Source organism: Terrabacter sp. Soil810 (genome assembly GCF_001429645.1).
Classification (GTDB): Bacteria; Actinomycetota; Actinomycetes; order Actinomycetales; family Dermatophilaceae; genus Terrabacter.
The window spans coordinates 1,234,742-1,260,220 of record NZ_LMSW01000011.1; the positions used below are offsets into that span (position 1 = coordinate 1,234,742).

Annotated in this window: 26 protein-coding genes and 1 riboswitch; of the genes, 10 read left to right on the forward strand and 16 right to left on the reverse strand. The window is 73.0% G+C overall.

What is annotated here, in order from left to right; translation table 11 throughout:
- Positions 1–25: 25 nt before the first annotated feature.
- A complete protein-coding gene (lpdA, locus tag ASG96_RS11605; RefSeq protein ID WP_057588413.1) occupies positions 26–1,405 on the reverse strand; it encodes a dihydrolipoyl dehydrogenase in 1,380 nt (459 codons plus the stop codon).
- Between the two features lie 201 nt (positions 1,406–1,606).
- On the opposite strand from lpdA, the gene ASG96_RS11610 reads away from it, so the two are divergent.
- Both ASG96_RS11610 and ASG96_RS11615 read left to right on the forward strand, forming a co-directional pair.
- Positions 1,607–1,954, forward strand: coding sequence for a hypothetical protein (locus ASG96_RS11610; RefSeq protein WP_057588003.1), 348 nt, complete (start codon positions 1,607–1,609; stop codon positions 1,952–1,954).
- 133 nt (positions 1,955–2,087) lie between these two features.
- On the forward strand, positions 2,088–2,276 hold the full coding sequence (locus ASG96_RS11615; RefSeq protein WP_020145427.1) for a DUF5302 domain-containing protein: 189 nt from the start codon (positions 2,088–2,090) through the stop codon (positions 2,274–2,276).
- Between the two features lie 60 nt (positions 2,277–2,336).
- Here ASG96_RS11615 and ASG96_RS11620 read toward each other — a convergent pair whose 3' ends face one another.
- A complete protein-coding gene (locus ASG96_RS11620; protein WP_057588004.1) occupies positions 2,337–3,806 on the reverse strand; it encodes a leucyl aminopeptidase in 1,470 nt (489 codons plus the stop codon).
- Between the two features lie 185 nt (positions 3,807–3,991).
- Between ASG96_RS11620 and gcvT the strand changes: the two genes are divergently transcribed.
- Complete coding sequence (gcvT, locus tag ASG96_RS11625; protein ID WP_057588005.1) at positions 3,992–5,110, forward strand: glycine cleavage system aminomethyltransferase GcvT; 1,119 nt, start codon at positions 3,992–3,994, stop codon at positions 5,108–5,110.
- Between the two features lie 70 nt (positions 5,111–5,180).
- On the opposite strand, the gene ASG96_RS11630 is transcribed toward gcvT, so the two are convergent.
- The 3 genes from ASG96_RS11630 to ASG96_RS11640 form a co-directional block, all read right to left on the reverse strand.
- Positions 5,181–6,134 carry a hypothetical protein gene (locus ASG96_RS11630; RefSeq protein ID WP_056758188.1) on the reverse strand — a complete coding sequence of 318 codons (954 nt, stop codon included), beginning with the start codon at positions 6,132–6,134 and terminating at the stop codon, positions 5,181–5,183.
- Positions 6,131–6,460: a helix-turn-helix transcriptional regulator gene (locus ASG96_RS11635; RefSeq protein ID WP_056758185.1), complete on the reverse strand. Its 330-nt coding sequence runs from the start codon at positions 6,458–6,460 to the stop codon at positions 6,131–6,133. The genes ASG96_RS11630 and ASG96_RS11635 overlap by 4 nt, the downstream gene beginning before the upstream one ends.
- Positions 6,461–6,560: 100 nt before the next feature.
- Positions 6,561–7,697: a P1 family peptidase gene (locus tag ASG96_RS11640; RefSeq protein ID WP_057588006.1), complete on the reverse strand. Its 1,137-nt coding sequence runs from the start codon at positions 7,695–7,697 to the stop codon at positions 6,561–6,563.
- Between the two features lie 141 nt (positions 7,698–7,838).
- Here ASG96_RS11640 and ASG96_RS11645 point away from each other — a divergent pair, with 141 nt between their 5' ends.
- Positions 7,839–9,086, forward strand: a complete 1,248-nt coding sequence (locus ASG96_RS11645) for a Mur ligase family protein (protein ID WP_056758179.1) — start codon at positions 7,839–7,841, stop codon at positions 9,084–9,086.
- On the forward strand, positions 9,083–9,868 hold the full coding sequence (locus ASG96_RS11650; protein WP_057588007.1) for a hypothetical protein: 786 nt from the start codon (positions 9,083–9,085) through the stop codon (positions 9,866–9,868). Before ASG96_RS11645 ends, ASG96_RS11650 begins: the two co-directional genes overlap by 4 nt.
- Before the next feature lie 317 nt (positions 9,869–10,185).
- On the opposite strand, the gene ASG96_RS11655 is transcribed toward ASG96_RS11650, so the two are convergent.
- The 6 genes from ASG96_RS11655 to ASG96_RS11680 are packed head-to-tail and all read right to left on the reverse strand — an operon-like array spanning position 10,186 to position 15,895.
- Complete coding sequence (locus ASG96_RS11655) at positions 10,186–10,995, reverse strand: adenosylcobinamide-GDP ribazoletransferase (protein ID WP_057588008.1); 810 nt, start codon at positions 10,993–10,995, stop codon at positions 10,186–10,188.
- A complete protein-coding gene (locus tag ASG96_RS11660) occupies positions 10,988–11,584 on the reverse strand; it encodes a bifunctional adenosylcobinamide kinase/adenosylcobinamide-phosphate guanylyltransferase (RefSeq protein ID WP_057588009.1) in 597 nt (198 codons plus the stop codon). Before ASG96_RS11660 ends, ASG96_RS11655 begins: the two co-directional genes overlap by 8 nt.
- Positions 11,581–12,438, reverse strand: a complete 858-nt coding sequence (locus tag ASG96_RS11665) for an ECF transporter S component (RefSeq protein ID WP_057588010.1) — start codon at positions 12,436–12,438, stop codon at positions 11,581–11,583. Before ASG96_RS11665 ends, ASG96_RS11660 begins: the two co-directional genes overlap by 4 nt.
- Complete coding sequence (locus ASG96_RS11670; RefSeq protein WP_057588011.1) at positions 12,435–14,057, reverse strand: ABC transporter ATP-binding protein; 1,623 nt, start codon at positions 14,055–14,057, stop codon at positions 12,435–12,437. The genes ASG96_RS11665 and ASG96_RS11670 overlap by 4 nt, the downstream gene beginning before the upstream one ends.
- Complete coding sequence (locus ASG96_RS11675) at positions 14,054–15,139, reverse strand: energy-coupling factor transporter transmembrane component T (RefSeq protein ID WP_057588012.1); 1,086 nt, start codon at positions 15,137–15,139, stop codon at positions 14,054–14,056. Before ASG96_RS11675 ends, ASG96_RS11670 begins: the two co-directional genes overlap by 4 nt.
- Positions 15,140–15,154: 15 nt before the next feature.
- On the reverse strand, positions 15,155–15,895 hold the full coding sequence (locus tag ASG96_RS11680; protein WP_235506683.1) for an SCO2322 family protein: 741 nt from the start codon (positions 15,893–15,895) through the stop codon (positions 15,155–15,157).
- Between the two features lie 110 nt (positions 15,896–16,005).
- Positions 16,006–16,119: riboswitch (cobalamin riboswitch) on the reverse strand.
- 54 nt (positions 16,120–16,173) lie between these two features.
- Here ASG96_RS11680 and ASG96_RS11685 point away from each other — a divergent pair.
- Together ASG96_RS11685 and ASG96_RS11690 are read left to right on the forward strand one after the other, a co-directional pair.
- Entirely contained in the window at positions 16,174–16,389 is a 216-nt protein-coding gene (locus ASG96_RS11685; RefSeq protein ID WP_056758918.1) for a hypothetical protein, read from the forward strand.
- The gene (locus ASG96_RS11690; protein WP_057588013.1) at positions 16,386–17,759 is read left to right on the forward strand and encodes a serine hydrolase; all 1,374 of its coding nucleotides are present in this window, start codon (positions 16,386–16,388) and stop codon (positions 17,757–17,759) included. Before ASG96_RS11685 ends, ASG96_RS11690 begins: the two co-directional genes overlap by 4 nt.
- A gap of 56 nt (positions 17,760–17,815) precedes the next feature.
- On the opposite strand, the gene ASG96_RS11695 is transcribed toward ASG96_RS11690, so the two are convergent.
- The 3 genes from ASG96_RS11695 to ASG96_RS11705 form a co-directional block, all read right to left on the reverse strand.
- The gene (locus ASG96_RS11695) at positions 17,816–18,397 is read right to left on the reverse strand and encodes a DUF3043 domain-containing protein (protein WP_057588014.1); all 582 of its coding nucleotides are present in this window, start codon (positions 18,395–18,397) and stop codon (positions 17,816–17,818) included.
- Positions 18,398–18,506: 109 nt separating this feature from the next.
- The gene (locus tag ASG96_RS11700; protein ID WP_056758149.1) at positions 18,507–19,088 is read right to left on the reverse strand and encodes a protein-L-isoaspartate O-methyltransferase; all 582 of its coding nucleotides are present in this window, start codon (positions 19,086–19,088) and stop codon (positions 18,507–18,509) included.
- Between the two features lie 73 nt (positions 19,089–19,161).
- Positions 19,162–19,971, reverse strand: coding sequence for a methyltransferase (locus ASG96_RS11705; RefSeq protein ID WP_056758146.1), 810 nt, complete (start codon positions 19,969–19,971; stop codon positions 19,162–19,164).
- Between the two features lie 151 nt (positions 19,972–20,122).
- Between ASG96_RS11705 and ASG96_RS11710 the strand changes: the two genes are divergently transcribed.
- Positions 20,123–21,493: a dipeptidase gene (locus ASG96_RS11710; protein WP_056758916.1), complete on the forward strand. Its 1,371-nt coding sequence runs from the start codon at positions 20,123–20,125 to the stop codon at positions 21,491–21,493.
- Positions 21,494–21,556: 63 nt separating this feature from the next.
- On the opposite strand, the gene ASG96_RS11715 is transcribed toward ASG96_RS11710, so the two are convergent.
- Positions 21,557–22,336: a metallophosphoesterase gene (locus ASG96_RS11715; protein ID WP_056758143.1), complete on the reverse strand. Its 780-nt coding sequence runs from the start codon at positions 22,334–22,336 to the stop codon at positions 21,557–21,559.
- Positions 22,337–22,341: 5 nt separating this feature from the next.
- Positions 22,342–23,550 (reverse strand): quinolinate synthase NadA, encoded by a 1,209-nt coding sequence (gene nadA / locus ASG96_RS11720; protein ID WP_056758138.1) that lies wholly within the window; start codon positions 23,548–23,550, stop codon positions 22,342–22,344.
- A 111-nt stretch (positions 23,551–23,661) separates the two neighbouring features.
- Between nadA and ASG96_RS11725 the strand changes: the two genes are divergently transcribed.
- Together ASG96_RS11725 and ASG96_RS11730 are read left to right on the forward strand one after the other, a co-directional pair.
- Entirely contained in the window at positions 23,662–24,387 is a 726-nt protein-coding gene (locus ASG96_RS11725) for an SDR family oxidoreductase (protein ID WP_235506682.1), read from the forward strand.
- Positions 24,384–25,478, forward strand: coding sequence for an S-adenosylmethionine:tRNA ribosyltransferase-isomerase (locus ASG96_RS11730; RefSeq protein ID WP_057588016.1), 1,095 nt, complete (start codon positions 24,384–24,386; stop codon positions 25,476–25,478). Before ASG96_RS11725 ends, ASG96_RS11730 begins: the two co-directional genes overlap by 4 nt.
- Position 25,479: the final 1 nt, after the last annotated feature.

Consider the following 25,479-nt stretch of genomic DNA (forward strand, 5'->3'; position numbering starts at 1 on the left):
TTTTCTCCTCTTCCCAGTTTCTGGCTCAAGCGTGTGCGTGCAGGGGCTTACCCGCCAAGGCCAAGTGTGCCTCGCCGAGTGCCTCGTTCTGTGTGGGGTGCGCGTGGATGAGACCGGCGACGTCCTCCGGGTGCGCCTCCCAGTTGACGATGAGCTGTGCCTCGCCGATCTGCTCGCCCATCCGGGCCCCGATCATGTGGACGCCGACGACGGGTCCGTCGACCTGACGCACGAGCTTGACGAAGCCCTGGGTGCCGAGGATCTGGGACTTGCCGTTGCCGCCGAGGTTGTACTCGTACGTCGCGACCTCGCCGTGCTTCTCACGCGCCTGGGTCTCGGTGAGCCCGACGCTCGCGATCTCGGGGTCGCAGTAGGTCACCCGGGGGATGCCCGTCTCGTCGATGACGGCCGGAGCGAGACCCGCGATCTCCTCGGCGACGAAGATCCCCTGGGCGAAGCCGCGGTGCGCCAGCTGCAGGCCCGGCACGATGTCGCCGACGGCGTAGACGCCGGGGGCGCTGGTGCGCAGGCGCTCGTCGGTGGGCACGAAGCCGCGGTCGACCGTGACGCCTGCGGCTTCGTAGCCGAGCCCGTCGGTGACCGGGCCCCGCCCGACGGCGACGAGCAGGAGGTCGGCCTCGATGGTCTCGCCCGACTCGAGCGAGACGGTGACGACGTCGCCCTTCTGGGTCGCGCCGGCGAAGGCGACTCCGGTCTTGAAGGCGATCTTGCGCTTGCGGAAGGAGCGCTCGAGCTGCTTGCTGATGGCCTCGTCCTCGGCGGCGACGAGCCGGGGCAGGGCCTCGACGATCGTCACCTCGGAGCCGAAGCTCCTGAAGACCGAGGCGAACTCGACGCCGATGACGCCGCCACCGAGGACGACGACCCGGGCGGGCACGTCGTCGATGGAGAGCGCCTGCTCGCTCGTCATGATGCGGCCCCCGATCTCGAGACCGGGGAGCGACTTCGCGTAGCTGCCGGTCGCGAGCACGACGTTGCGGCCCGTGACGCGTCGGTCGCCGACGACGACGGTGTGCGGGCCGTCGAGGACACCCGCGCCCTCGACGTAGTCGATCTTCGCTGCCTTCACCAGGCCCTGCAGGCCCTTGTAGAGACGGCTGATGACGCCGTCCTTGTACGCGTTGACGCCCGACATGTCGACCGACTCGAAGGTGGTCTTGACGCCGAACGACGCGCCCTCGCGGGCGACGTCGGCGACCTCGGCGGCGTGGAGCAGCGCCTTGGTCGGGATGCAGCCCTGGTGCAGGCAGGTGCCCCCCAGACGCCCCTTCTCCACGAGCGCCACGGAGAGCCCCAGCTCTGCCGACCGCAGGGCGCAGGCGTAGCCGCCGGACCCTCCACCGAGAATGACGACGTCGTAGTCGCCTGCGGCACCAGCCGGCATGCGCATGTGCTCCTTCGGGTGAATCGCCTGCTCCCGCCGTCGTGCAGCAGGAGTCCGCGGAGGTTCGGGCGTACGCATGGGTGAGCGTACGGGTGGGCGTGCAACAGCATCTTGTCATTGATCGGATGAGACGTCACAGGCAGGTCACGCCGCCCGGCGCGCTGTGGCGGCGGGCACGGCCGGACCACGTACAGTGCCGCCATGGGCTGGTTCTCACGACGCGGCAGCCGCAAGGGTGACGAGCGTCCCACCCGCTCCGACGGGCCGCAGATGGAGATCGACCGCAAGGCGGTCGAGCAGCACCTCCGCTCGTTCGTCGACTCGCGGCTCGGCGTCGAGGCGTACGTCGAGCCCGCCACGAGCGTCAGCCCCACGACGATCGTGCTCATCGCCTGGGACGGCGAGTGGACGCGACGCGCCGTGGGCTCGCCGAAGGAGGGTCTCGAGATCAGCCAGAAGCTCGGCGTGCCGGTCTACGACGTCAACAAGACGGGCTATCCCAACCGGATGCGCGAGTGGAGCAAGCGCCGACGTCAGGGAGACGCCTGACCCGGCCACACGGCATACGACCTCGTGGTCGGTTGCCGGGCAAAAGGGGTGGACCGGGTCCCGGTTCGCTGACAGGGTGAAAAGTGTTCAGTCCGTGCCGGATTCGGCGCCACAGCACACAGGAGGTTCTCGAATGTCGAAGCAGGATGGCGAATCCAGCGGTCCGAGCGAGGAGATGAAGGCCAAGTTCCGGGCCGCGCTCGACAAGAAGCACGCCCACGGTGGCAAGGACGTCTCCGACGACCACGACCGCACCAAGGTGCACGGCGCACACGGCCCCGCCAAGGCCCAGCAGATGTTCCGTCGCAAGTCCGGCGGCTGACCACAGCCGCACACGCCGAGAGGCCACGTCCCCCAGGACGTGGCCTCTCGTGCGTTCGGGTCAGACGTACGACTCGGCGAGGCCGACGAGGGTGCGCACGCCGAAGCCGGTGCCGCCCTTGGGCCAGTAGCCCGTCGGGGCCTTGTCGTTGTAGGCCGGTCCCGCGATGTCGAGGTGGCTCCACGGGATGCCCTCGCCGACGAACTCGCCGAGGAAGATGCCGGCCGTCAGCATGCCGCCCTCGGCGCCGCCCTTGTGCGCGAGGTCGGCGTTGATCGAGTCGAGGCCCGGACGCAGCTCCGTCGGCAGGGGCATCGGCCACATGGCCTCGCCCACCGCGGAGGCCGCCTCGAGGACGCGCGTGCGGAAGTCGTCGTCGTTGCCCATGACGGCCGCCGTGTTGGCGAGCGCGACGACCTGCGCGCCGGTGAGGGTGGCGATGTCGACGATGGCGTCGGGCTTGCTCTCCGAGGCGAGGGCGATGCAGTCACCGAGGACCATGCGACCCTCGGCGTCGGTGTTGAGCACCTCGACGGTCGTCCCGCCACGCATCGTCACGACGTCGCTCGGACGCTGCGCCGTGGAGCTCGGCATGTTCTCGGCGAGACCGAGGTAGCCGGTGACGGCGATGGGCAGACCGAGCTCGGCGATCGCGAGGACGGCGCCCGCGACCGCAGCAGCGCCGGCCATGTCGCACTTCATCGTCAGCATCCCGTTGGCCGGCTTGATGCACAGGCCGCCGGAGTCGAAGGTGATGCCCTTGCCGACGAAGGCGATGGACGCCTTGGGCCGCGACGGCGTGTAGCTGAGGACGGCGATCCGCGGCTCGTTGGCCGAGCCCTGGCCGACGCCGACCGTGCCACCGAAGCCGCCGGCGCGCAGCGCCTTCATGTCGTAGGACTTGAGCTTGACCTTCGTGCCCTTGATGCGGTCGGTGAGGGAGTCGACGAACGTCTCCGGGTAGAGCAGGTTCGGGGGGAGGTTGACGAGGTCGCGGGTGTACGCGACGGCCTCGCCGAGAGCGGCGGCCCGCTTGACGGCCCGGCGGGACGCGGCGTCGGCCGGGCCGACGAGCGCCACGGCCGCGACGGCGTCGGTGCTCCTCGTGCCCGCCTTGGACACGGCGTACGCCCCGAGCGCCACGCCCTCGGCGACGGCGGAGACGAGCTCGACCGACGTGCCGGGCACGACGACCGCGACCTTCTTCTTCCGGCTCAGCGAGCGGATCGCGCCGCCGACGCCCTTGCGGACGTCCTCGAGGGCCGAGGGGTCGGAGGACAGCGGGCCGACACCGGCGAGGACGACGAGCTTCGCGGCGACCTCGGGCACGGCCGTGAGGGTGGTGACCTCATCGACCTTGCCGGCGAGCTCGAGGTCGGTGACGACGGACTTGAGGTGCGCGACGGTCTTGCGGGGGAGGCCGTGGCCGGGGGCCAGGGTGGCACCGCCGTCGCCGGGGACGAGCGCGACGACGAGCGCGTCGCCGGCCGTGTCGGCGGCCGAGCGGTTCGAGATGGTCAGGTTGGCCACGAAGGACTCCTTTGTCGAGGTGCTGTCGGGCGCACGGGTGACAGCACGTCCTGAGGGGTGTGTCGATGGTGCGCCGGCCGGGCACGGGTTCGTGCGCCGGTCGGCCTCACGACACCGCCGCTGGTGGCGGCGTTCGATGATAACGAGCGCGGGGGGCGGACCCGGTGAGCGGTAGGTTGGCGCCCATGACGACAGCGACGTCGGGGACGACCTCCCCGCTGACCTCACCCCTCCACGACCGCCACGTCGCCCTCGGCGCCAAGATGGCCGACTTCGGTGGCTGGGACATGCCGATCGAGTACCCCGGCGGCGGCGTCGTCGCCGAGCACACCGCCGTGCGCGAGCGCGTCGGCGTCTTCGACGTGAGCCACCTCGGGAAGGCCTCGGTGACCGGTCCCGGGGCGGCCGACTTCGTCAACACGTGCCTGACCAACGACGTGCGCCGCATCCAGCCCGGGTCGGCGCAGTACACCCTCTGCTGCGACGACGCCGGCGGCGTCGTCGACGACCTCATCGTCTACCTCAAGGCCGACGACGACGTCTTCCTCATCCCCAACGCGGCCAACACCGCCGAGGTCGTCCGTCGCCTCCAGGCCGCTGCGCCCGAGGGCATCACGGTGACCAACCTGCACCGGGACTACGGCGTCATCGCCGTCCAGGGCACGAAGAGCGACGAGGTGCTCGAGTCACTCGGGCTGCCGACCGGCCACGACTACATGTCCTTCGTCGAGGCGGACTGGCAGGACCACCCCGTCATCGTGTGTCGCACCGGCTACACCGGCGAGCGCGGCTACGAGCTCGTGCCGCAGTGGGACGACGCGCCCGCCCTGTGGGACGCGCTCGTCGAGGCGGTCGCGCCGTTCGAGGGCAAGCCGTGCGGCCTCGGTGCGCGCGACACCCTCCGCACGGAGATGGGCTACCCGCTGCACGGACAGGACCTGTCGCTGCAGATCTCACCCGTCCAGGCCCGCGCCGGCTGGGCCGTCGGCTGGAAGAAGGACGCCTTCTGGGGCAAGCAGGCCCTCGAGGCCGAGCGCGCCCACCCGACGCGCCTCATGCGGGGCCTCCTCGTCACCGGCCGCGGTATCCCCCGGGCCCACTGCACCGTGTCGTGGAACGGCGCGGCCGCCGGCGAGGTCACCTCGGGCACCTTCTCGCCCACCCTCAAGCAGGGCATCGCCCTCGCCCTCCTCAACCCCGAGATCGCCGACGGCGAGACGGTGTCGATCGACGTGCGTGGCCGCGCGCTCGAGGCGACCGTCGTCAAGCCGCCGTTCGTCCAGGTCCAGGTGCGCGAGGCCTGAGCCTCCTTCTGCGCTGACGTATGCCGTGTGGCGCACTCAAGCGGCCACCCGGCATACGTCTCGGACGGGCTCAGCGGCCGCGGACGGCCGCGGCGGCCTCGACGATGTACGGGGCGCTGACGAAGTCGACCCCGACCTCATGGGCGAGCGCTGCCCTCTGGTCGGCCTCGGCCTCGGTCAGGTGGACGCCGGCAGGGTCCTTCTCACCCCGTTCGTCGAGGCCGGACTGGTGCCAGAGCGTGGACGCCCCGAGACGCCGGGCCTCCTCGAGCAGGCGCGGCATGTCGTCGATGGGGCGGTGGCTGTAGACGATGTCCGCGTGGTCGGGTAGGCCGGACACGCGCTCGGTCTCCTGACGACCGTCGACGAGTCGGGTGACATAGAGGTCGTCCGGCTGCGGCCCACCCTGGAAGGTGATGTCGAGCCCGGCGCCGACGAGGGCGTTCGGGACGTCCTCGGACGGCCAGTCGTGGAGCACGACGGTCCGGGCGGTTCGCAGGATCTCGACAGGGTCGGTCATGGCGCTACCTCCGTGGTTTCGGTCCAGCTGTGCGGTCGGGTGCGATGGTGGTGCTGCGTCGGGTTGTCGGTCGTCGTCGCACCAGGAAACGAGCCAGCCGATGACGTTGGGCCAGAAGAGGAAGGCTCGATCGCCGTCATCGCGCAGGTACTGGTGCAGCCGCACGGTGGTGCCTGCGGGGGACCGGTCGAAGCTCACGTCTGTCTGGCTGTCGTCGACGATGCCGCGGTAGGAGAGCCGGACCCCCGGCTCCCACACGGTGATCTCGGCGATGACGAGCTCTCCGTCGGGATAGACCTCGAGCACGCGACCACCGGGTCGGCACTCGACACGCATCGTGGGAGAGCGGCGGGCGTCGAAGAAGTTGATCGGTCCGGGCACCCACCACTCGCTGATCTCGGCCGTGAACGCCTCGAAGGCGCGGTCGGGCGACACCGCCACCTCGACCTCGGCGCGGGCCTCGGGGCGGCCGGGCGGTGTCCCGGCGCCGCCATGCGAGATCATGAACCCGCCTCGACGTGCGCGCGGAAGGCAGCGAGCTGCTCGTCCCACTGGGCCTGAACCTGGTCCATCCAGGCGCGGGCCGCCACGAGGCCGACGTGGTCGAGCGCGAAGACACGACGGCGGGCATCTCGCGGGTCGCGGGTGTCGGTGACGAGGCCGACCTCGTGGAGGGTGCGCAGGTGTCTGCTCATGACCGACGGCGAGACCGAGGCGAGCCGGGCGAGCTCTCCGGCGCTCAGCGGGCCCCCGGCCAGAGCCTTGACCGTCGCGAGCCGTACGGGGTCGCCGAGGGCCGCGAATCGCTCAGCCTCAAGACCATCGTGCATGGCCGCAATATTTCACGATATTGACAAGTAATCAAGGGTGTCGACACCCGCTGCCGCGTCGTGCCGGATCCGCGTTCCGAGCGCGGGGCGTCCGGATCCGCTAGTCGCGCAGGGAGAAGTGGCGCCGGCCGTGGCGGTCGAGGATGCCGGCGAGACGCTCACCGTCGAGCGCATGGATCGTCAGTCCGTCGCGCCCCTCCATCGTGTCGGCCTGGAGCATCGCGTTGAGGATCGCCTCCGCCGTGGCCTCGATGACGGCACCGAACATCGCGTCGAAGTACTCGAGCGCGAGCATCTCGACCTGCATCCCGATCTCGGTGCGCGCTCCGGGGCCCTGGTCGGGCATCCCGTGAGCAGCCGTCGAGAAGGCGATCATGAGGTCGCCGGAGTAGTTGTCGCCACGGGCGCCGAACTTGGCGATGCCGAGTCCGGCGCGCTGGGCGAGACGGTTGAGCTGGTGGGGCAGCAGGGGCGCGTCGGTCGCGACGACGGCCAGCACCGAGCCCGTGCCTGGCGGCGGGACCCGGGTGATCTCCGACATGCGGGGGAAGGGCACGACCTTCTTGGTCAGCACGTGGCCGACCGGCACGCCGTTGACCTCGAAGTGCTTGCGGTCGCCGTGGTTGGCCTGCACGAGGACGCCCACGGTGAAGTGCCGGTCGCCGAGGTCGACGACCCGGGAGGCGGTGCCGGTGCCGCCCTTGAAGCCGTAGCACTGGGTGCCGGTGCCGCCGCCGACGTTGCCCTCGGCGATGACGCCGCTGCGGGCGTCGTCGAAGGCGGCGTGTACGTGCTCGCGGGTCACGTGCTGCCCGCTGATGTCGTTGAGGATGCCGTCCCACGTCTCGCCGACGACGGGCAGCATGATCGGCATCCGCCCCGGCAGGCGCGTCTCGCGTGCGATGAGCGAGTCGCGCACGACGCCGACGCTGTCGGTGTTCGTCAGGGCGATCGGGCTCGAGAGCATGCCCGACTCGTGCAGCCACTCGAGACCGGTCAGCTCACCGAAACCGTTGAGGCGGTGGTAGCCCGCGAAGACGGGCTCGGTGGAGGCGCGGCCGCCGTGGGGGAGCACGACCGTGACACCGGTGCGCACCGGGCCCTGCCCGACGGTCATCTCGCCCTCGCCGTGCACGATCGTGCTGTAGCCGACGCGGACGCCCCCAACGTCGGTGATGGCGTTCAGTGGACCCGAGCGGCCCGTCCCGATCTCGATCCCGACATCGGTGGCTCGCACGCGGTCTCCTCCTCGTCCACCCGCGGACCGGGAGGACCGGTGCTGCGGCTACGATCTGGCTTGTCGATCTGGCATGTCACCGAGCGGTCGCCCCTCGCTGCCGAGCGGCGCGACCCACGATGTCGAGAAGGGTAACCGCTTTTGTCTGACGCACGCGATCCGCTCCGCGCCCGCCTGGCGCTCGCCACGGGACGGTCGGCCGGACGGCTCTCGCAGGCCCTCGGCAAGGGCTCGGGCTCCATGATCGGAGGCCGCCTCGCCCTCCGCGTCGACCCCCAGGTGCTCCGCGCCGTGGCCGGCGACCGGCGCAGCGTCCTCGTCACCGGGACCAACGGCAAGAGCACGGTGACGGCGCTCGTGGCGGCCGCCATCACGCCCGGCGGCACGGTCGTGAGCAACACGACCGGCGCCAACATGACCGACGGCATCGTCACCGCCCTGTCGGCCGACCGCACCTCCGAGCTCGCGGCCCTCGAGGTCGACGAGGTCTACCTCGAGCAGGTCGCGCGAGGCACCCGGCCCCAGGCGGTCGTCGTGCTCAACAGCTCGCGCGAGTACACCCGCGGCGTGTCCCTCAAGAGCACGCTCGAGCACTGGCGCCGCACGGCCGCCGCGCTCCCGGACGACTGCGTGGCCATCGTCAACGTCGACGACCCGCTCGTCAGCTGGGCCTTCGAGACCGCTCCGCGTCGCGTCGGCGTCAGCGGTGGCCTCTACTGGCGCGGCGATGCCCTCATCTGCCCGGCGTGCGGTTCGGTCCAGGACTTCACCGACGACTCGTGGAGCTGCCCCGGCTGCGGGCGGTCGCGTCCCGCGCCCGACTGGAAGGTCGTGCCGGACGGGGACGGCTGGGCCGTCGAGCACGACGGTCGGCGCACCCGCATCGAGGTGACCGTTCCGGGACGCACGGGGCCCGTGGGGGGTGCCTTCGCGCTCGCCGCCGCGGACGCCCTCGGTGTCGACGTCGCCGAGGCCGCCGAGCGGGTGAGCGCCGTCGCCGACGTCGACGGCCGCTATGCGCCCTACCGGTTGGGCGACCACGCCGCTCGCCTGCTCATGCTCAAGAACCCGGCCGGCTGGGCCGAGGCCATCGACGTCGCCGTCTCCACCGAGCGTCCGCTCGTCGTGGCCGTCGACCCGTTCGGGCCCAAGGACACCGCCACGATGTGGGAGGCGCCGTTCCAGCGTCTCGCCGGTCAGCGGGTGGCCGTCACCGGCGGACGCACGGCGGACGCCGTGGCGATCCTCGACGCGGCAGGCGTCGACGTCGTCGAGGCACCCGACATCGAGTCCGCCGTCCGGGCCCACGCTCCGGGTGAGGTGATCGTGGCCTGCAACTACCCGGCCTTCCGACGCATCTCGAAGCAGTTCCGAGGAGGCACCCATTGAGCCGGACACTCACCGTCGCCACGCTCTTCCCGCTCGCCACCGTCGCCGCGGCCGACGAGGCCAACGCGAGTGCTCTCGTGCGTCGTGGCGCCGCGCGTGACCTCACCGTCGAGACCGTCACCGTCGACCGGGCCGACTCCTTCGTCGGCGCCGACGTCTACCTCGTCGGCGGCACGGGACGCGGCGGCGTGGCCGCACTCGTCGAGGCGCTGACCTCCACGGACCTCGCGGCGCGGGTCGCAGACGGCGCCGTGGTCCTCGCGGTCGACGCCGGTCTCGACGCGATCGCGCGATCGTGGGTCGACCCGTCCGGTGCCCGTCACCAGGGACTCGGTCTCGCACCCCTGACCGTCCACTCGGCCCCCGAGGTCACCGGCACGGTCGTCACCCGGCCGGACGCCTCCCTCGACCTGCCCGCCCTCATCGGGTGGGAGGCCAACGACCTGCGGACGGTCCGCGAGGACGACGCCCGCGCGCTCTTCACCCTCGAGGTCGGCGCGGGCAACCGCACCGACGAGGCCGTCGGCGAGACGTCGGAGGGCGTGCTCGCCGGCTCGGTCATCGGCACGCGGCTGCACGGCCCGCTGCTCGCCCTCAACCCCGAGCTGGCCGACCTCGTGCTGGCACGCGCCACGCAGCGGTCGGAGCAGTGGCCCGCCCTCGAGTCGCCCGCCGTCGACCGCGCCCGGCGCGAGCGCATCGCCGAGGCCCGGCGCACCGCGCCGAAGGCCGAGTGGCGCAGCCGCCTGCCGGGTCCCGTCGCAGCCCGCCTCCGCCGCTGACCCACCCCGACCCCAACCGTCGAGAGGCCACAAGTGGCCGCCCGGCAACCGTCGAGAGGCCGCGAGGGGCCGCCCTGTCGTCGTCGAGAGGCCAGCTCTCGCTCGGTCAGTAGTGGCCTTTCGACGTGAGGGATGCGGCCAGTAGTGGCCTTTCGACGTGAGGGATGCGGCCAGTAGTGGCCTTTCGACGTGAGGATGCGGCCAGACGTGGCCTTTCGACGTGTCGGATGCGGCCAGACGTGGCCTTTCGACGTGTCGAGGGGGGCCCGACGGGGCCATTCGACGTTATGAGGGGGCCAGAGGTGGCCTCTCGACGGTCAGGGGTGGGGGAAGGCGGTGACGACGAGCGAGGCGGTGACGAGTCCGGCGGCGAGGGAGATCTCGATCGCGGCACCGATGACGTCGCCGGTGACGCCGCCCAGACGACGCACCGCGTGGCGTCGCGTCACGACGGCTGTGACCACGCTGACCAGGACGACCGCAACGGCTCCGAACCCGGCAGCCCACCACGAGACCCCGGCCACGGCAGCCGCGAGGCCGGCGACCCCGATCGCGGCGATCACGCTGACCACGGCGACGAGGCCGACCAGGCGCCCCCGGCGGACGATGCCGGCGACTCCCTGACCGAGTCCCTCGGAACGCGCGGGAGGTATGCCGTCCCGCGCGCACACCGCGCACGCGAGCCGGCTGGCCACGAGGGCCACGACGGCCAGGGCCGTGCCCCATTCACCGTGGAGGAGGACCGAGAGGCAGGCGGCGTCGAGCAGGAGCACGAGGACGACCGCCGCCGCTCCCGCTGGACCGGTGTCGCCCCGTCGCATGACCTCCAGCGACCGCGCCGGGTCGTGGCCGGAGGTGAGCCCGTCGGCGAGGTCGGCGAGCCCGTCGAGGTGGAGGGCCCGCGAGAGCAGCGCCGTGACGATGAGCCCGAGCACGGCCACCACGGCCGCAGGTGCCCAACCCATGGTCGACGCGGTGCCGAGGGCGACCCACCCGACGAGGGCAGGTGCCGTCGTCACCGGCGCGAGGAGCATGGCCTGGCCGAGGACGGTGCGGTCGACGTGAGCCGGTGGCCCGACGGGGATCGCGGTGAAGGTGCCGAACGTGAGCCGCCAGGCGTCACGCATCGAGCGTCCTCGGCCTCGGCTCGCGGGGCACGACGGGCGCCCCGCTGAGGTCGACGACGCGTCCCGCGACGACGAGGTGCACCTGGGCCGCCACCCCGGCGACGAGCGCGTTGAGCCGACCCAGCTCGTCCTGGAACAGGCGTCCGGAAGCCGTCGTCGCCACCAGGGACCAGCCGACCTCGTTGGTGACGACGACGACGGGCACCCTTGCGGCGCAAAGCGACTCCACCAGGCGATCAGCCTCACGGCGCACCGCGTCGGCCGCTGCGACGAGGTCGTCCCACCCGGCGTCGTCGACGAGCGCCGTGAGCCACGTGCCGAGGCAGTCGACGAGCACCGGGCCCGTGGCGGCGCGGATGGCACCGGCCACGTCCGTCGTCTCGAGGGTCCGCCACGTCCCGGGTCGGCGGGCTCGGTGGTGCGCGACGCGTCGGCTCCACTCGGGGTCGGAGAGGTCGGCCGGTCGCCCGGTCGCGACGTAGGTGACGTCCTCGTGCCCCTCCAGCAGGTCCTCGGCGTGGCGGCTCTTGCCGCTGCGCACCGGACCGGTGACGAGGGTGGTGGTCGAGGCCGCGCCCGGGCGGCTCACCGGGCACCCCCGGCGTCCTGGAGCGGCGCCCCGTGGTCCGAGCCGGTCGCGGCCGTCGGCTCGAAGACGACCGGCACCCCGAAGGCGGCCCGCCGCGCGCCGCGCCGGAAGACCCGCAGCAGCGCCGGACCGGCCAGCACGACGAGGAGTGCGTTGAGCACCCCGCGCGGCAGGTCCCAGGCGAGGGACGTCGCGAGGTAGAAGAGGGCGTAGTGGGCGAGGTTCTCCGAGAGGGGTGCGCCGGGGACGAAGCCCATCCCACCGGGCGCGGTGGTCCCGAGGAAGGGCCAGAACCAGAGGTTCATGAAGAGGCCGAAGGCGAGCCCCGTCACGAGGCCGTATGCCGCGAGCACCCACCGCTCGGCGCGCCCTCCCGCACGTGCGGGCAGCAGACCGGCCCCGAGGCCGATGCCTCCGGCGCAGATCATCTGGAAGGGCAGCCACGGGCCGACCCCGCCGGTCAGCAGGGCGCCGGTCGTGACGGCGAGGGAGCCGGACACGAAGCCGACGCCGGGGCCGAGCACGCGACCGGCGACGATGACGACGAAGAACATCGGCTCGAGCCCGGCGGTGCCGGCGCTGAGCAGCCGCAGACCACCGCCGGCCGCGGCGGCGACACCCAGGACTGCGATCGTCTTGGCGTCGAGGCGCCCGGCCGTCACCTCGGCGAGGCACACGACCGCGAGCAGCCCGAGGAGGACCGCGAAGAGCCAGGGCGCGTCGTTGCCGTGGTCGCGCGCGAAGTCCCCGCTGACGAAGAAGGGCCAGGTGAAGGCGACCAGGCCGACGACACCCACCACCGCGACGGCCACGACCGCCGGCCAGCGCAGGGGGATGACGCGGCGGCCGGTCATGCGATCCTCGCGAGGGCGCCCGCGACCTCGGCGACCGTGAGCCAGGTCTGGGGGAGGAGCACCTTCGTCACCTGCGGGGCGAACGCCGGCGACGAGGCGAGGACCTCACGGGCCGCGCCGTCCGTGACGACCTCACCGTCGGCGAGGATGACGACGCGGTCGGCGACCTCGGCCGCGAGCTCGACGTCGTGGGTGGCGAGCAGGACCGTCGTGCCCTGGGCGGCGAGGCTCGTCAGCATCTCGCCGAGCCGCTTCTTGGCGCCGTAGTCGAGACCGCGCGTGGGCTCGTCGAGCAGGAGCACCTCGGGTGACCCGGAGAGGATGACGGCCAGGGCGAGCTCGAGGCGCTGGCCCTCGGACAGGTCGCGCGGGTGCACGGCGGGCTCGATGCCGCCGGAGATGCGGTCGAGCAGGCCACGGGCCGTGCCGGGTGCAGCCCCGAAGTCGTGGTCGGCCGCCGCGCACTCGGCGGCGACGGAGTCGGCGTAGAGGAGCAGCTCGGGCTGCTGGGGCACCAGCCCGACGGTGCGCACTCGCTCCCGCGCGGACCGGGTGTGCGGGTCGATGCCCTCGGCCCCGACGCGCACCCGTCCCCCGGCCAGCCGGTGCTGGGCCGCGATGGCGCCGAGGAGCGTGGACTTGCCGGCCCCGTTGCGTCCCATGAGCGTCGTCACGGAGCCCCGGGCCACGGCGAGGTCGACGCCGTCGAGGACGACCCGGCCACCGCGCACGACGCGGACACCGGTGGCGACGACGGCGTCGGCGGGCCCGATCACCCTGAGGTCGGTGACCGGTCGCGGCGCGCTGGTGCCGAGGGCCTCGCGCAGGGCGGCGGCCTTGCGGCGGGCGTCGCGGATCGACAGCGGCGTGGGCGACCACCCGACGAGGCGGGAGAGACCGACGACGGGCGGATAGATCTGGGAGCGGAGCATCGCCTCGGCAGGGTCGAGCAGCTCGGACACGCGGCCCTCGTCGACGAGGACGACGCGGTCGGCGTGGTGCACGACGCGCTCGAGCCGGTGCTCGGCGAGCACGACCGTGACGCCGAGGTCGTGCACGATGCGATGGAGCGACGCCAGAACCTCTTCTGCCGCAACGGGATCCAGGGCCGACGTCGGCTCGTCGAGCACGAGGACCCTGGGGCCGGCGGCGAAGAGCGCGGCGATCGCGACGCGCTGCTGCTGACCGCCGGAGAGGGTGCGCAGCGCCCGGGCGCGCAGCGGCGTGAGCCCGAAGAGGTCGAGGGTCTCCTCGACGCGGCGGCGGATCGTCGTCGAGTCCAGTCCCATCGTCTCCATGCCGTAGGCGACCTCGTCCTCGACGACGTCGGTGACGAACGTCGACGACGGGTTCTGCTCGACGAGGCCGACGACCGTCGCGAGGTCGCGCGGCCGGTGCTCGGCGGTGTCGAGGCCGTCGACGGCGACGCGACCCGTCAGGGTGCCTCCGCTGAAGTGCGGCACGAGCCCGTTGATGGTGCGCAGCAACGTGGACTTGCCGCTCCCCGTGGGGCCGACGACGAGGACGAGCTCACCTTCTGGGATCTCGAGCGTGACGTCGTGGAGGCTGTGAGCCGGGGCGTCGGCGTACTGCACCGACACGTGCTCGAAGGTGATCACGGTGCGACCTCCCGGGGACGGGGCGTGAGCCAGGCCGGCACGGCGGCCACGAGCACGGCGAGCACGGCGAGGAGCGGCACGGCGGGCAGCTCGGCCTGCTGGCTCGGCACGACGCCGTCCCAGCCCTGCACGGAGGCGATGACGAGGACGGCGGCCGGGACGGCGCCCGCGACGACCGTGACGGTCTCGGTCCACGTCCACCGGTCGCGGCGGTGACCGGACCGGGGGTCGCGGGACGCGCCGACGAGGAGGCTCGAGCCGGCCAGGAGTGCGCCGAGCACGAGGACCGGTAGCCCGAGCACGCCCCCGGCGGAGGCGTCGAGCAGGCCGTAGAGCCCGGCGAGGACACCGACGAGGCCGGCGAGCGCGAGCCCCGTGGCCGCCCTGCGGCTCGTCGTCGTGGAGCGGACCGCGCGGCCGTAGCCGCGCGACTCCATCGACGCCGCGAGTCCGAGCGACCGCTCGAACGCGGTCTCGAGGACGGGCACCGTGAGCCGGGCGATCTCCCGTAGCCCTCGACCGTCGCGACCGCGCAGCGTGCGCGCGGCTCGCACCTCGCGCGCATCGGTGAGCAGCTGCGGCGCGAACGTCAGCCCCACGACGACCGCGGTGCCGACGTCGTAGAGCGTGGCGGGCAGGTAGCGGAGCAGTCGGCGCGGGCTCGCGAGCGCGTTCGCGGCACCGAGGCACGCGAGGACCGCGGCGAGGCGCAGGGCGTCGTAGGCGGCATACAACAGCGACTCGAGCGTGACCGTGCCGCCGATGCGCACGCCGGCGGCCCAGTCCGGCAGCGGCACGCTCGGAAGGGTCATGACGACGGTCTCGCCGACGATGCCGTTTCCGAGCAGAGCCGTCATGACGATGCGGAACGCGACGACGACGGCGCCGATGACGAGGAAGGCCGGCAGCGGGTTGACCGTCGCGGGGTCGTGGCGCTCAGCGACGACGAGGACGCAGACCCCGATGACGAGCAGCAGCAGCACCGGGTTGGTCGTGCGTGACGCAGCCGTGGCCAGGCCCAGCCCCCAGAGCCACCAGGCTGCGGGGTGCTGGAGCCGGGCCTTGAGCCGGAGCCGCGTCACGCTCGTCGTGGCTCCTCAGGCGTCCTGGCGGGCGCGGGAACGCGAGCGCACGAGCAGGTAGCCGACGAGGGCGAGCAGGACGAGGCCCGCGATGACGTATGCCGTCACGTTCGCGCCCGAGGACGCGGTGGTCGCCACGGCGACGTCGGTGCTCGAGGCGGCAGGCGCCGACGCGGAGGCCGACGGTGTCGCGGCCGGGGCCGCGATGGTCACCGGCTCGTCGGCGGCCTTCGCCTCGGGGCTGACCTCCTTGACGGCACCGCCGCAGTCGGTCGTCGGGTAGCCGTCCACACCGCAGACGAGGCCCTTCTCGGTGCGCACGTCGCCGGCGGCGGCGAGCACGACGGCGCTCGTGGCGTCGGCGGCGACGACGGCACACAGGGCCTTGGGCTCGGGCGGCGTGGCGCCGTCGGCGGCGTCCGCCGGGCGGCCGAAGTCGACGACGAGGCCGACGCGCTTCTTGCCCGTCTGGGCGGGGGTCGTGCCGCAGAGCTCGTCGAAGGTGAGGACGGCGCGCGGGTAGCGGGTGGAGGCCTCGTCGGCGACGGCGAAGCGCCAGCCGTCGACGCTGCCGTCCTTCGGGACCGTCTGGTCCGGGCCCTTCTGCGCGAAGGTCCAGGCGCCGTCGGAGAGCTGGTAGAAGCCCCAGTAGCGATAGGCGGCTGCGTGCGCCGGCGCGATGGTGAGGGCGGACAGGCAGGCCGCGACGAGCGCGGCGAGGACGACCCGGAGCGGGGCACGACGGGCAGGGGACACGGTTTCCTCCTCGCGGTCGGACACCATGTCGGGTCTGCTGGCTGAGGCCGGCCCGGCGGGGTGACTCCGGTCCGCATTCCACGACAGACTGACAAAGGAGCCGGTGGGACGCGGGTTTTCCGGCTGGTCACCCCGGGCCGCGCAGCGGCGGGAGGTGGCTTCACGGTTGCGGGTCAGCGCCGGAGTCACACCGGCTTGCCCCATCATCCTTCGGTTAGGCGAACCGTCGCACGCGGGGCGTCCGCACGTCAAACGGCGCGGCAACTAGGGTGGCCCGCATGAGCGCTGACTGGTCCTGGCTGTTCCTCGACGCCCACGGCAACCCGATGGAGGGGGAGGGAGTGACCACGACCGGGTTCCCGACCCAGAGTGACGCCGAGAGCTACCTGGGGGAGTCGTGGCGCGAGCTGCTCGACGCCGGCGTCGAGGCGGTCACCCTGCGGGAGAACGACACCGTCGTCTACGGCCCGATGAGCCTGCGGGCCGCGGAGTGAGCGCGCCGCTGGGCTCAGACGGCTCTCCGGACGCGGCACTGTCGGCGGGGCTCGAGCGCGACCTGCTCGCCCGGGTCGTCACGGCCCAGCGGGCCTGGCGCTCGCCGGGGGTCAGCGTGGGTGTCGTGCGCGACGGCCGCCTCGTCTGGTCGGCGCACGTGGGGTCGGCGCGTCTCGGGTCCCAGCCGGTCGCGGCCACCGACGACACGCAGTTCATGATCGGCTCGGTGACGAAGACGTTCACGGCCCTGGCCGTCATGTCGCTGCGCGACGAGGGTCTGCTGTCGCTCGACGACACGCTCGAGACGTACGTCCCCGGCACGAGGCACGCGCGGGTCCCGTTGCGGCAGATGCTCGCCCACGCCTCCGGGCTGCAGCGCGAGCCCGTCGGCAACATCTGGGAGAGCCTCGTGGCGCCCGAGCGCGAGGAGTTCCTCGCCGGCGTCGAGCAGGCCGAGCAGGTGCTGCCCGCCCACCACGCCTTCCACTACTCCAACCTCGCCTACGGCCTGCTCGGGCAGGTCGTCGAGCGCGTGACCGGCCGCGACTGGGAGCACGTGGTCCGCGAGCGGGTGCTCGAGCCGCTCGGGATGAGCCGCACGGGCCTGACGCCCGCGGGCGACCGCGCGCTCGGCTACCAGGTCGACCCGTACGCCGGCACCGCGAGCGAGGAGCCGCTCTTCACGCTCAACGCCACGGCGCCCCTCGGCGGCCTCTGGTCGACCGTCGCCGACATGTCGCGCTATGCCGCCTACGTCGCGAGCCCCGACGACCGGGTCGTGCGGCCCGAGACCGTCGAGGAGATGTGCCGGCCGATCATCATGACCGACGTCGACGGCTGGAGCGGTGCCTACGGCCTCGGCTTCGGGATGGGCCGCCGCGGCGACCGCGTCTACGTCGGACACGGTGGCGCCATGCCCGGCTTCCTCACCGGCCTGCGAGTCCGGCGCAAGGAGGGCGTCGGGGCGATCGTCCTCGCCAACGCCACGTCCGGCGCCCTGACGCTCGGGCTCGCGACCGACCTCGTCGAGGCCGTCGTGGATGCCGAGCCGTCGCTCGCCGCGGCGTGGGTGCCCGAGACGGAGCAGCCGGCCCTGGCCGAGCTCCTCGGCCTGTGGTGGTCGGAGGGGTCGCCGATCACGTACTTCGTCCGCGACGGCGAGCTGTGGTCGCGGCTCGTCGACGACGAACCGCTGTCCGAGACGCGGTATGCCGCCGAGGGCAGCGACCGCTTCCGTGCCGTGGCGGGTCGGGAGCGGGGCGAGGTGCTCGAGGTCGTGCGCGCCGGTGACGGCTCGGTCGACAAGCTCTACTTCGCGACGTATGCCGTGACACGGGCACCGCTCGCGTTCGCCGACCTGCAGGGCTGACTTCGGGCGGTCAGGCAGAGCGGGTCAGGGAACCGGGCCCGGGCCGGCTCGACCGGTCAGGCGGGGTGCTCGCCGCGGGCGACCTGGGGCTTCGGCATGCGCGTGCGACGCATCTGGAAGGCGCGCATGATGGCGTACCACGCGTCGCCCTTCTCGGCGCCGCCGAACTTGTCGTCCATCTTGCGGCGCGTCCGGCGCCACATGAGCAGGGCGTCACCGATGGCCACGAGGATGAGGCCGTAGACGAGCACGAAGACGAGCAGCAGGGCCCAGTTCGTGCGGACGAAGCTGAGCAGCAGCACGATGAGCATGATCGGGAGCATGAACTCGCCGATGTTCCACCGCGCGTCGACCGTGTCGCGGATGAAGCGGCGACGCGGGCCCTTGTCCCGGGCGGGGAGGTACTTCTCGTCGCCGGTCATCATGCCGGCGCGCTGCTTGGCCATGGCCTCCCGGCGGACCGTCTTGTCCTGCTTCGTGGCGGCCTTGCGGTCGGTGACGATGAGGGGACGCTTGTTGAGGGCCTCCTGCTCGCGCCGCTTCGGCGTGGGCCGGTTCTTCGCATCGGGGCGGGCCGACTGGTCGGTCGAGGCCGTGGGTGCGAGCTCGTCGTTGAGGGTCTTCTTGCGTCCGAACACGGGGACACTCTAAGCCGAAGCTGGCTCCCGGCCCGCATCGCGCCCGCATCGCGCCCGCATCGCGCCCGCATCGCGCCCGCAGCCCCACGGCATACGACCCTCCCGGAGGTCAGCGTCCCGGGGCCGTGCGCAGCGGCACGAAGCGGTAGCGCCCGTGGCGCGTCGTCGCCAGCGCGCCGTGCTCGCGCACCACGAGTGTCATGGTGCCTACGACCGGGATCACCATCCGTCCGGGGTCGCCCAGCTGGTCGACGAGCGCCTGGGGGAGGGCTGAGGCTTCCGCCGAGACGAGGATGCGGTCCCAGGGGGCGTGGTCGGGGTCGCCCAGCACCCCGGCGGTCGCCTCGTGGATCCCGGCCCACGGCATCCGTGCGCCCTCGAGGTTCGCGGCGCCCCATCGGGCGAGCGCGGGCTCGAGCTCGACGCCGACCACCTCGCCCTCGGGTCCGGTGAGGTGGGCGAGCAGGGCGGTCGTCCAGCCGGACCCCGAGCCGACGTCGAGCACGCGCTGGCCGGGTCGCACGTCGAGCAGCCGCAGCATGTCGGCGACGGTCCGTGGCTGGGAGTTCGTCTGTCCGTGCCCGATGAGGATGGGTCCGTCGTAGGAGGCGCGGCCGCGGGCTCCGTGTGGGAGGAAGCCGGCGCGAGGCACTGCGGCGAAGGCTCGCTCCACCCGGTCGACCGCGTCCATGGTCCGAGCCAAGCACGCCGGAGCCTCGGCGTCAGCCCCGACGGGAGCGGTGAGGGTGCGGTGAGGGGTGCGGTCAGGCCCTCCGGCGCGCGATGACGTGCAGGAGCGTGCCGAGCGCGCGGTAGGGGTCGGACGCGCCGAGCCGCTCCTCGACGTCGAGCAGGGCCGCCAGCTCGACGCCGGTGGGCGCGGGCTCGTCGACCGGGACGTCGTCGCTGGCGACGCGGATGCCGTACCACGCGGTGACCTCGAGGCCGGCGGCCTCGCAGTCGGCCGTCAGGGACGCGAGCGTGTCGGCGCGGGCGTCGACGCCGATCTCGTTGCGGTAGCGGGCGTCCCGGCCCTCCTCGGCCGCCCGGCGCATCTCGTCCAGCGCGGCGAGGGCGGCCGGCCAGTCGTGACGGCCGGCCGGGCGCCACGCCATCGCGTCCCCGTTGCGCGCCGCGATCGACACGATGCCGCCCGGCGCGACCCGGCGGGCCAGGCCCGCAACCGCGGCGCGGCTCTCGGGGAGGTACATGAGCACGCCGTGGCACATGACGACGTCGTATGCCGTCGGGCGTGTCACGCTCGCCAGCCCGGCGAGGTCGGTGGCCACGAGCGTCACGTGCTCCCGCTGCTCGGGAGTGAGCCCGGCGGCAGCCTGCTCGAAGGCGGCACGCATCCGCCCGTCCGGCTCGACGGCGGTCACCGAGTGGCCGAGTCGGGCCAGGCGCAGCGCCTGCGTCCCCTGGCCGGCGCCGACGTCGAGGACGCGCAGGGGTCCACGAGGCAGGTGCGCCGCGAGCTGCCGGGTGACCAACTCCTGGCGCACGACGTTGCGCAGGTTGCCCAGGCGCTCGAGCCAGGGCTCCTGCCCGGCGACGAACGTGTTGTCTCCCATCCGGTCGAACCTACCCATCGGGGACGACGGCACCCACGACGGCACCCACGACGGCACCCACGGCGGCACCCGCAGCAGCGCTCCGTCGCGAGGACGCACCGGCACGTCGGCTCCCTCGTGGCCCGGCGTCTGCGTCGGTAGGGTCGGGCAGGTGACTGACGACGCCCTCACCCCCGACCAGATCCAACAGATCCGCGACCGCGTGGCCGACCTCATGCCGCAGGTCCGGGCCGACCTCGAGGAGCTCGTGCGCATCCCGAGCGTCTCGGCCTCGTCCTTCGACCAGAGCCAGGTGACCCGGAGCGCCGAGGCCGTCGCCGAGCTGCTGCGCCGCGAGGGCCTTGACGTCGAGGTGGTCGTCGAGGGCGGCCGCCCGGCCGTCATCGGTCACCTCGACGGTCCCGAGGGCGCACCGACCGTGACGCTCTACGCGCACCACGACGTGCAGCCGCCCGGTGACGACGCCGACTGGGACAGCTCGCCGTTCGAGCCCGAGGAGCGCGGCGGTCGCCTCTACGGCCGCGGTGCCGCCGACGACAAGGCCGGCGTCATGGCGCACGTGGCGGCGCTGCGCGCCCACGCCGGCAACCTGCCGGTCGGGGTGACGGTGTTCGTCGAGGGCGAGGAGGAGTCGGGGTCGCCCTCGCTCGGCACGATCCTCGAGAAGCACGGCGACCGACTCGCCGCCGACGCCATCGTCATCGCCGACTCCGGCAACTGGGACATCGGCACGCCCGCCCTGACGACGACCCTCCGCGGCGGCATCCGTGTCGTCGTCCGGGTGCAGACCCTCGACCACTCCGTGCACTCGGGCATGTTCGGTGGGGCGGCACCCGACGCCACCACCGCCCTCGTGCGCCTGCTCGCCTCGCTCCACGACGCCGACGGCAACGTCGCGGTGACCGGTCTCGACGCGGGCGAGGCCGCCGACATCGACTACGACGAGCAGCGCTTCCGCGCGGAGTCCGGCCTGCTCGACGGGGTCGCGCTCATCGGGTCCGGCTCGATCCTCAGCCGCCTGTGGAACAAGCCCTCGATCACGACCATCGGCATCGACGCGACGTCGATCGACAAGGCCTCCAACACCCTGTCGGCCAAGGCCGCCGCCAAGATCTCCGTGCGTCTCGCGCCGACGCAGGACCCCCTCGCCGCGTTCGAGCGGGTGCGCGAGCACCTCGAGGCCAACGCGCCGTGGGGGGCCCGCCTCACCGTCGAGCTCGAGGAGCACGGGTCGGGGTTCGCGGCTGACGCGAACGGCACCGTCTACGACGAGGCGCGGGCGTCCTTCGCCGACGCCTGGGGCACCGAGCCCGTCGACATGGGCGTCGGCGGCTCGATCCCGTTCATCTCCGACTTCTCGGCGCGCTTTCCCGACGCCTCGATCATCGTCACCGGTGTCGAGGACCCCGACACGCGCGCCCACGGCGCCAACGAGTCGCTCCATCTGGGCGAGTTCGAGAAGGTCTGCGTGGCCGAGGCGGTCTTCCTCGCCCGGCTGGGAGCGCTGCGGCCGACCCACTGAGGCGACCGGCAGACGCGATGGAAGGCGGGGTCCCGGCACGTGCCGGGACCCCGCCTTCCATCGTCAGGAGGTGGAGACGGCCGACCCCCGGTAGCGCTGCTCGCGCAGCTCGAGGGCGTACGCCTCCACGCCGGGCATGCCGAGCTCCTCGGCCGCGGCGATCTCGGACTCGACGTCGTAGGGCACCCGGACGAAGCTGATGCCGACGTGGCCGGGCGGCTCGTCCTCGCCGGGGCCGGCCAAGGTTCCCTCGAGGACGACGTAGGGCGCGCCGGGACCGTCGAGGGCGTTCCCGACCGAGCCGGCGTTGAAGACGGTGATGCCGTAGTCGACCGCGAGGTAGGCCCCGTGGATGTCGCCGTAGCCGACGATCGTGGGCACCTGACCGTCGCCCGTGAACGCGGTCTGCTCGACGAACGCGCGGTGCTCGGCCTCGGTCGTGGGGGTGAACACGCGGGTGAACTCGCTGACCGGTGACGCGTGGAAGAAGCGGATCGGCTGGCCGCTCAGCACGATCTCGTGGACGTTCGGCAGGTCCGCGAGCCAGCTCCGGTCTGCGGGCGTGAGCGCGTCGCGCACCCACTGGGCGTGCTCCCACGGCTGCACGTCGTCGCGCGCGATGAAGGCGTCCCAGTTGCCGCGCACGGTCGGCATGCCGCGGTCCCGGGTGATCCGGATGCACTCCGACCCGCGCGGCCCCTTCCCCACGAGGTCGCCCAGGTTGATGACGTCGTCGATGCCGCGGCGGGCGATGTCGGCGAGGACGGCGTCGTACGCCGTGACGTTGCCGTGCACGTCGGAGACGACGGCGACCCGGTGGAGGTCGCGGGCGGGGACGCTCACCCGGCTCAGTCCTTGTGGGTCGTGCCCGGCAGGGCGAGCATCCGGTCGAGCGCCGCGCGCGCCTCGGCGGCGACGGTCGGGTCGACGTGGATCGGGTTGACGACCCGGCCCTCGACGAGGGACTCGAGCGCCCACACGAGGTGCGGCAGGTCGATGCGGTTCATCGTCGAGCAGTAGCAGACGTTCTTCTCCAGGAAGGCGATCCGCTGCTCGGGGAACTGCTGGGCGAGCCGGCGCACGAGGTTGAGCTCGGTGCCGACGACCCACGAGGTGCCGGCCGGGGCGGCGGCGATGGTCTGGATGATCTTCTCGGTCGAGCCCACCTCGTCGGCCCGCTCGACGACCTCGTACTGGCACTCGGGGTGGACGATGACCTTGACGCCGGGGATCTCGCGGCGAGCGGCCTCGACGGCGTCGACCGAGAAGCGGCCGTGCACCGAGCAGTGCCCGCGCCAGAGGATCATCCGGGCGTTCTCGAGCTGCTCACGGGTCAGGCCGCCACCGGGGCGGTGCGGGTCCCAGACGACGCAGTCGTCGAGCGACAGGCCGAGCTCGCGCACGGCGGTGTTGCGGCCGAGGTGCTGGTCGGGCAGGAAGAGCACCTTGCCCGTGCCGTCGACGCCGCCGACCTGCTCGAAGGCCCAGTCGAGCGCCGTGCGGGCGTTGGAGCTCGTGCAGATCGTGCCGCCGTGGCGACCGGTGAAGGCCTTGATCGCCGCGGACGAGTTCATGTAGGTGACCGGGATCGCCCGGTCGGCGACGCCGGCCGCGGCCAGCTGCTCCCAGCAGTCCTCGACCTGGGCGATGGCGGCCATGTCGGCCATCGAGCAGCCGGCGGCGAGGTCGGGCAGGATCACGGTCTGCTCGTCGCTCGTCAGGATGTCCGCCGACTCGGCCATGAAGTGCACGCCGCAGAAGACGATGTAGGGCGCGTCGGGCCGGGCTGCGGCGTCGCGGGCGAGCTTGAAGGAGTCGCCCGTGACGTCGGCGAACTCGATGACCTCGTCGCGCTGGTAGTGGTGGCCGAGGACGAAGACGCGGTCCCCGAGCGCGGCCTTGGCGGCGCGAGCGCGCTCGACGAGGCCGGGGTCGGACGCTGCCGGCAGGTCGCCCGGGCACTCGACTCCGCGCTCGGTGTGCAGGTCGGTGCCCTGCCCGAGCACGAGGAGCGGGAGCGGAGCAGGTGCCGGGGCCGATGTCGTGTCGGTCGTCATGTGCAGATCGTATGCCGCCGCGCGGGCTGCGAGCGCTCGGGCACTTGACCTCAAGTCAACTTGATGTCTGACGCTTGTGGTGATCGACCCACGACCACCACAGGAGTCATGATGCCCACCGCACTCGTCACCGGCGCCACCCACGGCCTCGGCCGGGCTCTCGCCGAGTCCCTCGCCGCCCGGGGCTGGGATCTCGTCGTCACGGCCCGCGACGCGTCGAGCGTCGCCGAGACCGTCTCCCACCTGCGCACCCACGGTCACGACGTCGTCGGCCTCGCCGGCGACGTCGGCGACGCCGTCCACCGGGACGAGGTGGCCGAGGCCGTCACCGACCTGGCCGGAGCGCGCGGCCTCGACCTGCTCGTCCACAACGCGAGCACGCTCGGCCCGGTCCCGCTCCGTCCGCTGCGCGACCTGACGACGGACGACCTCGCTGCCGTGCTCGCCGTCAACGTCCTCGCCCCGCACGGGCTGACCCGCTCGCTCCTCCCGTCGCTCGAGGCGGCCGGAGGCACGGTCATCGCCATCTCGTCGGACGCGGGCGTCGAGCACTACGAGACGTGGGGGGCCTACGGCGCGAGCAAGGCGGCGCTCGACCACCTGACGCTGACCCTGGCCGCGGAGCTGCCGACGGTCCGGGCGTATGCCGTCGACCCGGGCGACATGCGGACCGCGATGCACCAGTCCGCGTTCCCGGGGGAGGACATCAGCGACCGGCCGCTGCCGGAGGAGGTCGCCGTCCCCGGGATCCTTGCCCTCGTCGGGTCGCGCCCCGCGAGCGGCCGCTACCGCGCGGCGGACCTCGTCGCCGCGGCGACGACGGAGGTGGCTTCGTGACCGCGGCTCTCACGCATGCGCCCCACACCGTCTTCCGGCGGACCGACGACCTCACGGCCGACGCGCCCCCCGAGGTGAGGGGTATCGGACGCGACGGCGTACGCCTCCTCGTCGCCTCGCAGTCCTCGTCCGGCGCGGTGCGCATCTCGCACACCACCTTCTCCGCCATCGGTGACCACCTGCTGCCCGGCGACCTGCTCCTCGTCAACAACTCGGCGACCGTGGCGGGCGAGGTGGACGCACGCCTGGACGGCCGGGGCGCCGTCGTCGTCCACGTCGCGACCGCGCTCGACGACGGCACGTGGGTCGTGGAGCTCCGCTCGGCGCCCGACGCCGCGCACCCCCTGCTCGACGCCCTGGAGGGCGACCTCGTCGAGCTGGCGTCGGGCGGCCCCCGGCTGCGGCTCGAGGCGCCGTACCCGAGGTCCGACTCGTCGCCCACGGGACGCGGCAACCGGCTGTGGCGGGCGGTCGACATCGAGGGCTCTGCGCTCGCGGAGCACCTCGCGACGCACGGCCGCCCCATCGCGTACGGCTACCTGCGTTCCCGGTACCCCGTGGACGCGTACCAGACCGTCTTCGCCCGGCTCCCCGGAAGCGCCGAGATGGCGAGCGCCGCCAGGCCGTTCACGGCCTCCCTCGTGGCCGGGCTCGTGTCGTCGGGGGTGCTCGTCGCCCCGGTGACCCTGCACACCGGACTGTCGTCGCAGGAGGCCGGCGAGGCGCCGCAGCCGGAGCGGTTCGCGGTGTCGGGGGAGACGGCCGACCTCGTCAACCTCGTGCGCTCCCGGGGCAGCCGGGTCGTCGCCGTCGGCACGACCGCCACGCGCGCCATCGAGTCGGCAGCCGACCCGGACGGCCGGGTGCACCCCGCGGCGGGCTGGACCGAGGTCGTCATCTCCCCGGACCGACCCGCGCGCGTCGTCGACGGCCTCGTCACCGGCTGGCACGACCCCGACGCCTCGCACCTGCTCCTCGTCGAGTCGGTGGCCGGTGCCGCCCTGGCCCAGCGGGCCTACGACGAGGCGGTCGCCCACCGCTACGCGTGGCACGAGTTCGGCGACGCGGGCCTCTTCCTGCCCCGCCGCTGAC

Coding starts and splice junctions, on each gene's coding strand:
- ASG96_RS11610 (WP_057588003.1), top strand. CDS start 1,607: ATGGGCTGGTTCTCACGACGCGGCAGCCGCAAGGGTGACGAGCGTCCC.
- ASG96_RS11725 (WP_235506682.1), top strand. CDS start 23,662: ATGCCCACCGCACTCGTCACCGGCGCCACCCACGGCCTCGGCCGGGCT.
- ASG96_RS11665 (WP_057588010.1), bottom strand. CDS start 12,438: ATGACCGGCCGCCGCGTCATCCCCCTGCGCTGGCCGGCGGTCGTGGCC.
- ASG96_RS11705 (WP_056758146.1), bottom strand. CDS start 19,971: ATGGGAGACAACACGTTCGTCGCCGGGCAGGAGCCCTGGCTCGAGCGC.
- ASG96_RS11700 (WP_056758149.1), bottom strand. CDS start 19,088: ATGGACGCGGTCGACCGGGTGGAGCGAGCCTTCGCCGCAGTGCCTCGC.
- ASG96_RS11635 (WP_056758185.1), bottom strand. CDS start 6,460: ATGCACGATGGTCTTGAGGCTGAGCGATTCGCGGCCCTCGGCGACCCC.
- ASG96_RS11615 (WP_020145427.1), top strand. CDS start 2,088: ATGTCGAAGCAGGATGGCGAATCCAGCGGTCCGAGCGAGGAGATGAAG.
- ASG96_RS11655 (WP_057588008.1), bottom strand. CDS start 10,995: ATGCGTGACGCCTGGCGGCTCACGTTCGGCACCTTCACCGCGATCCCC.
- ASG96_RS11630 (WP_056758188.1), bottom strand. CDS start 6,134: ATGATCTCGCATGGCGGCGCCGGGACACCGCCCGGCCGCCCCGAGGCC.
- lpdA (WP_057588413.1), bottom strand. CDS start 1,405: ATGCCGGCTGGTGCCGCAGGCGACTACGACGTCGTCATTCTCGGTGGA.
- ASG96_RS11685 (WP_056758918.1), top strand. CDS start 16,174: ATGAGCGCTGACTGGTCCTGGCTGTTCCTCGACGCCCACGGCAACCCG.
- gcvT (WP_057588005.1), top strand. CDS start 3,992: ATGACGACAGCGACGTCGGGGACGACCTCCCCGCTGACCTCACCCCTC.
- nadA (WP_056758138.1), bottom strand. CDS start 23,550: ATGACGACCGACACGACATCGGCCCCGGCACCTGCTCCGCTCCCGCTC.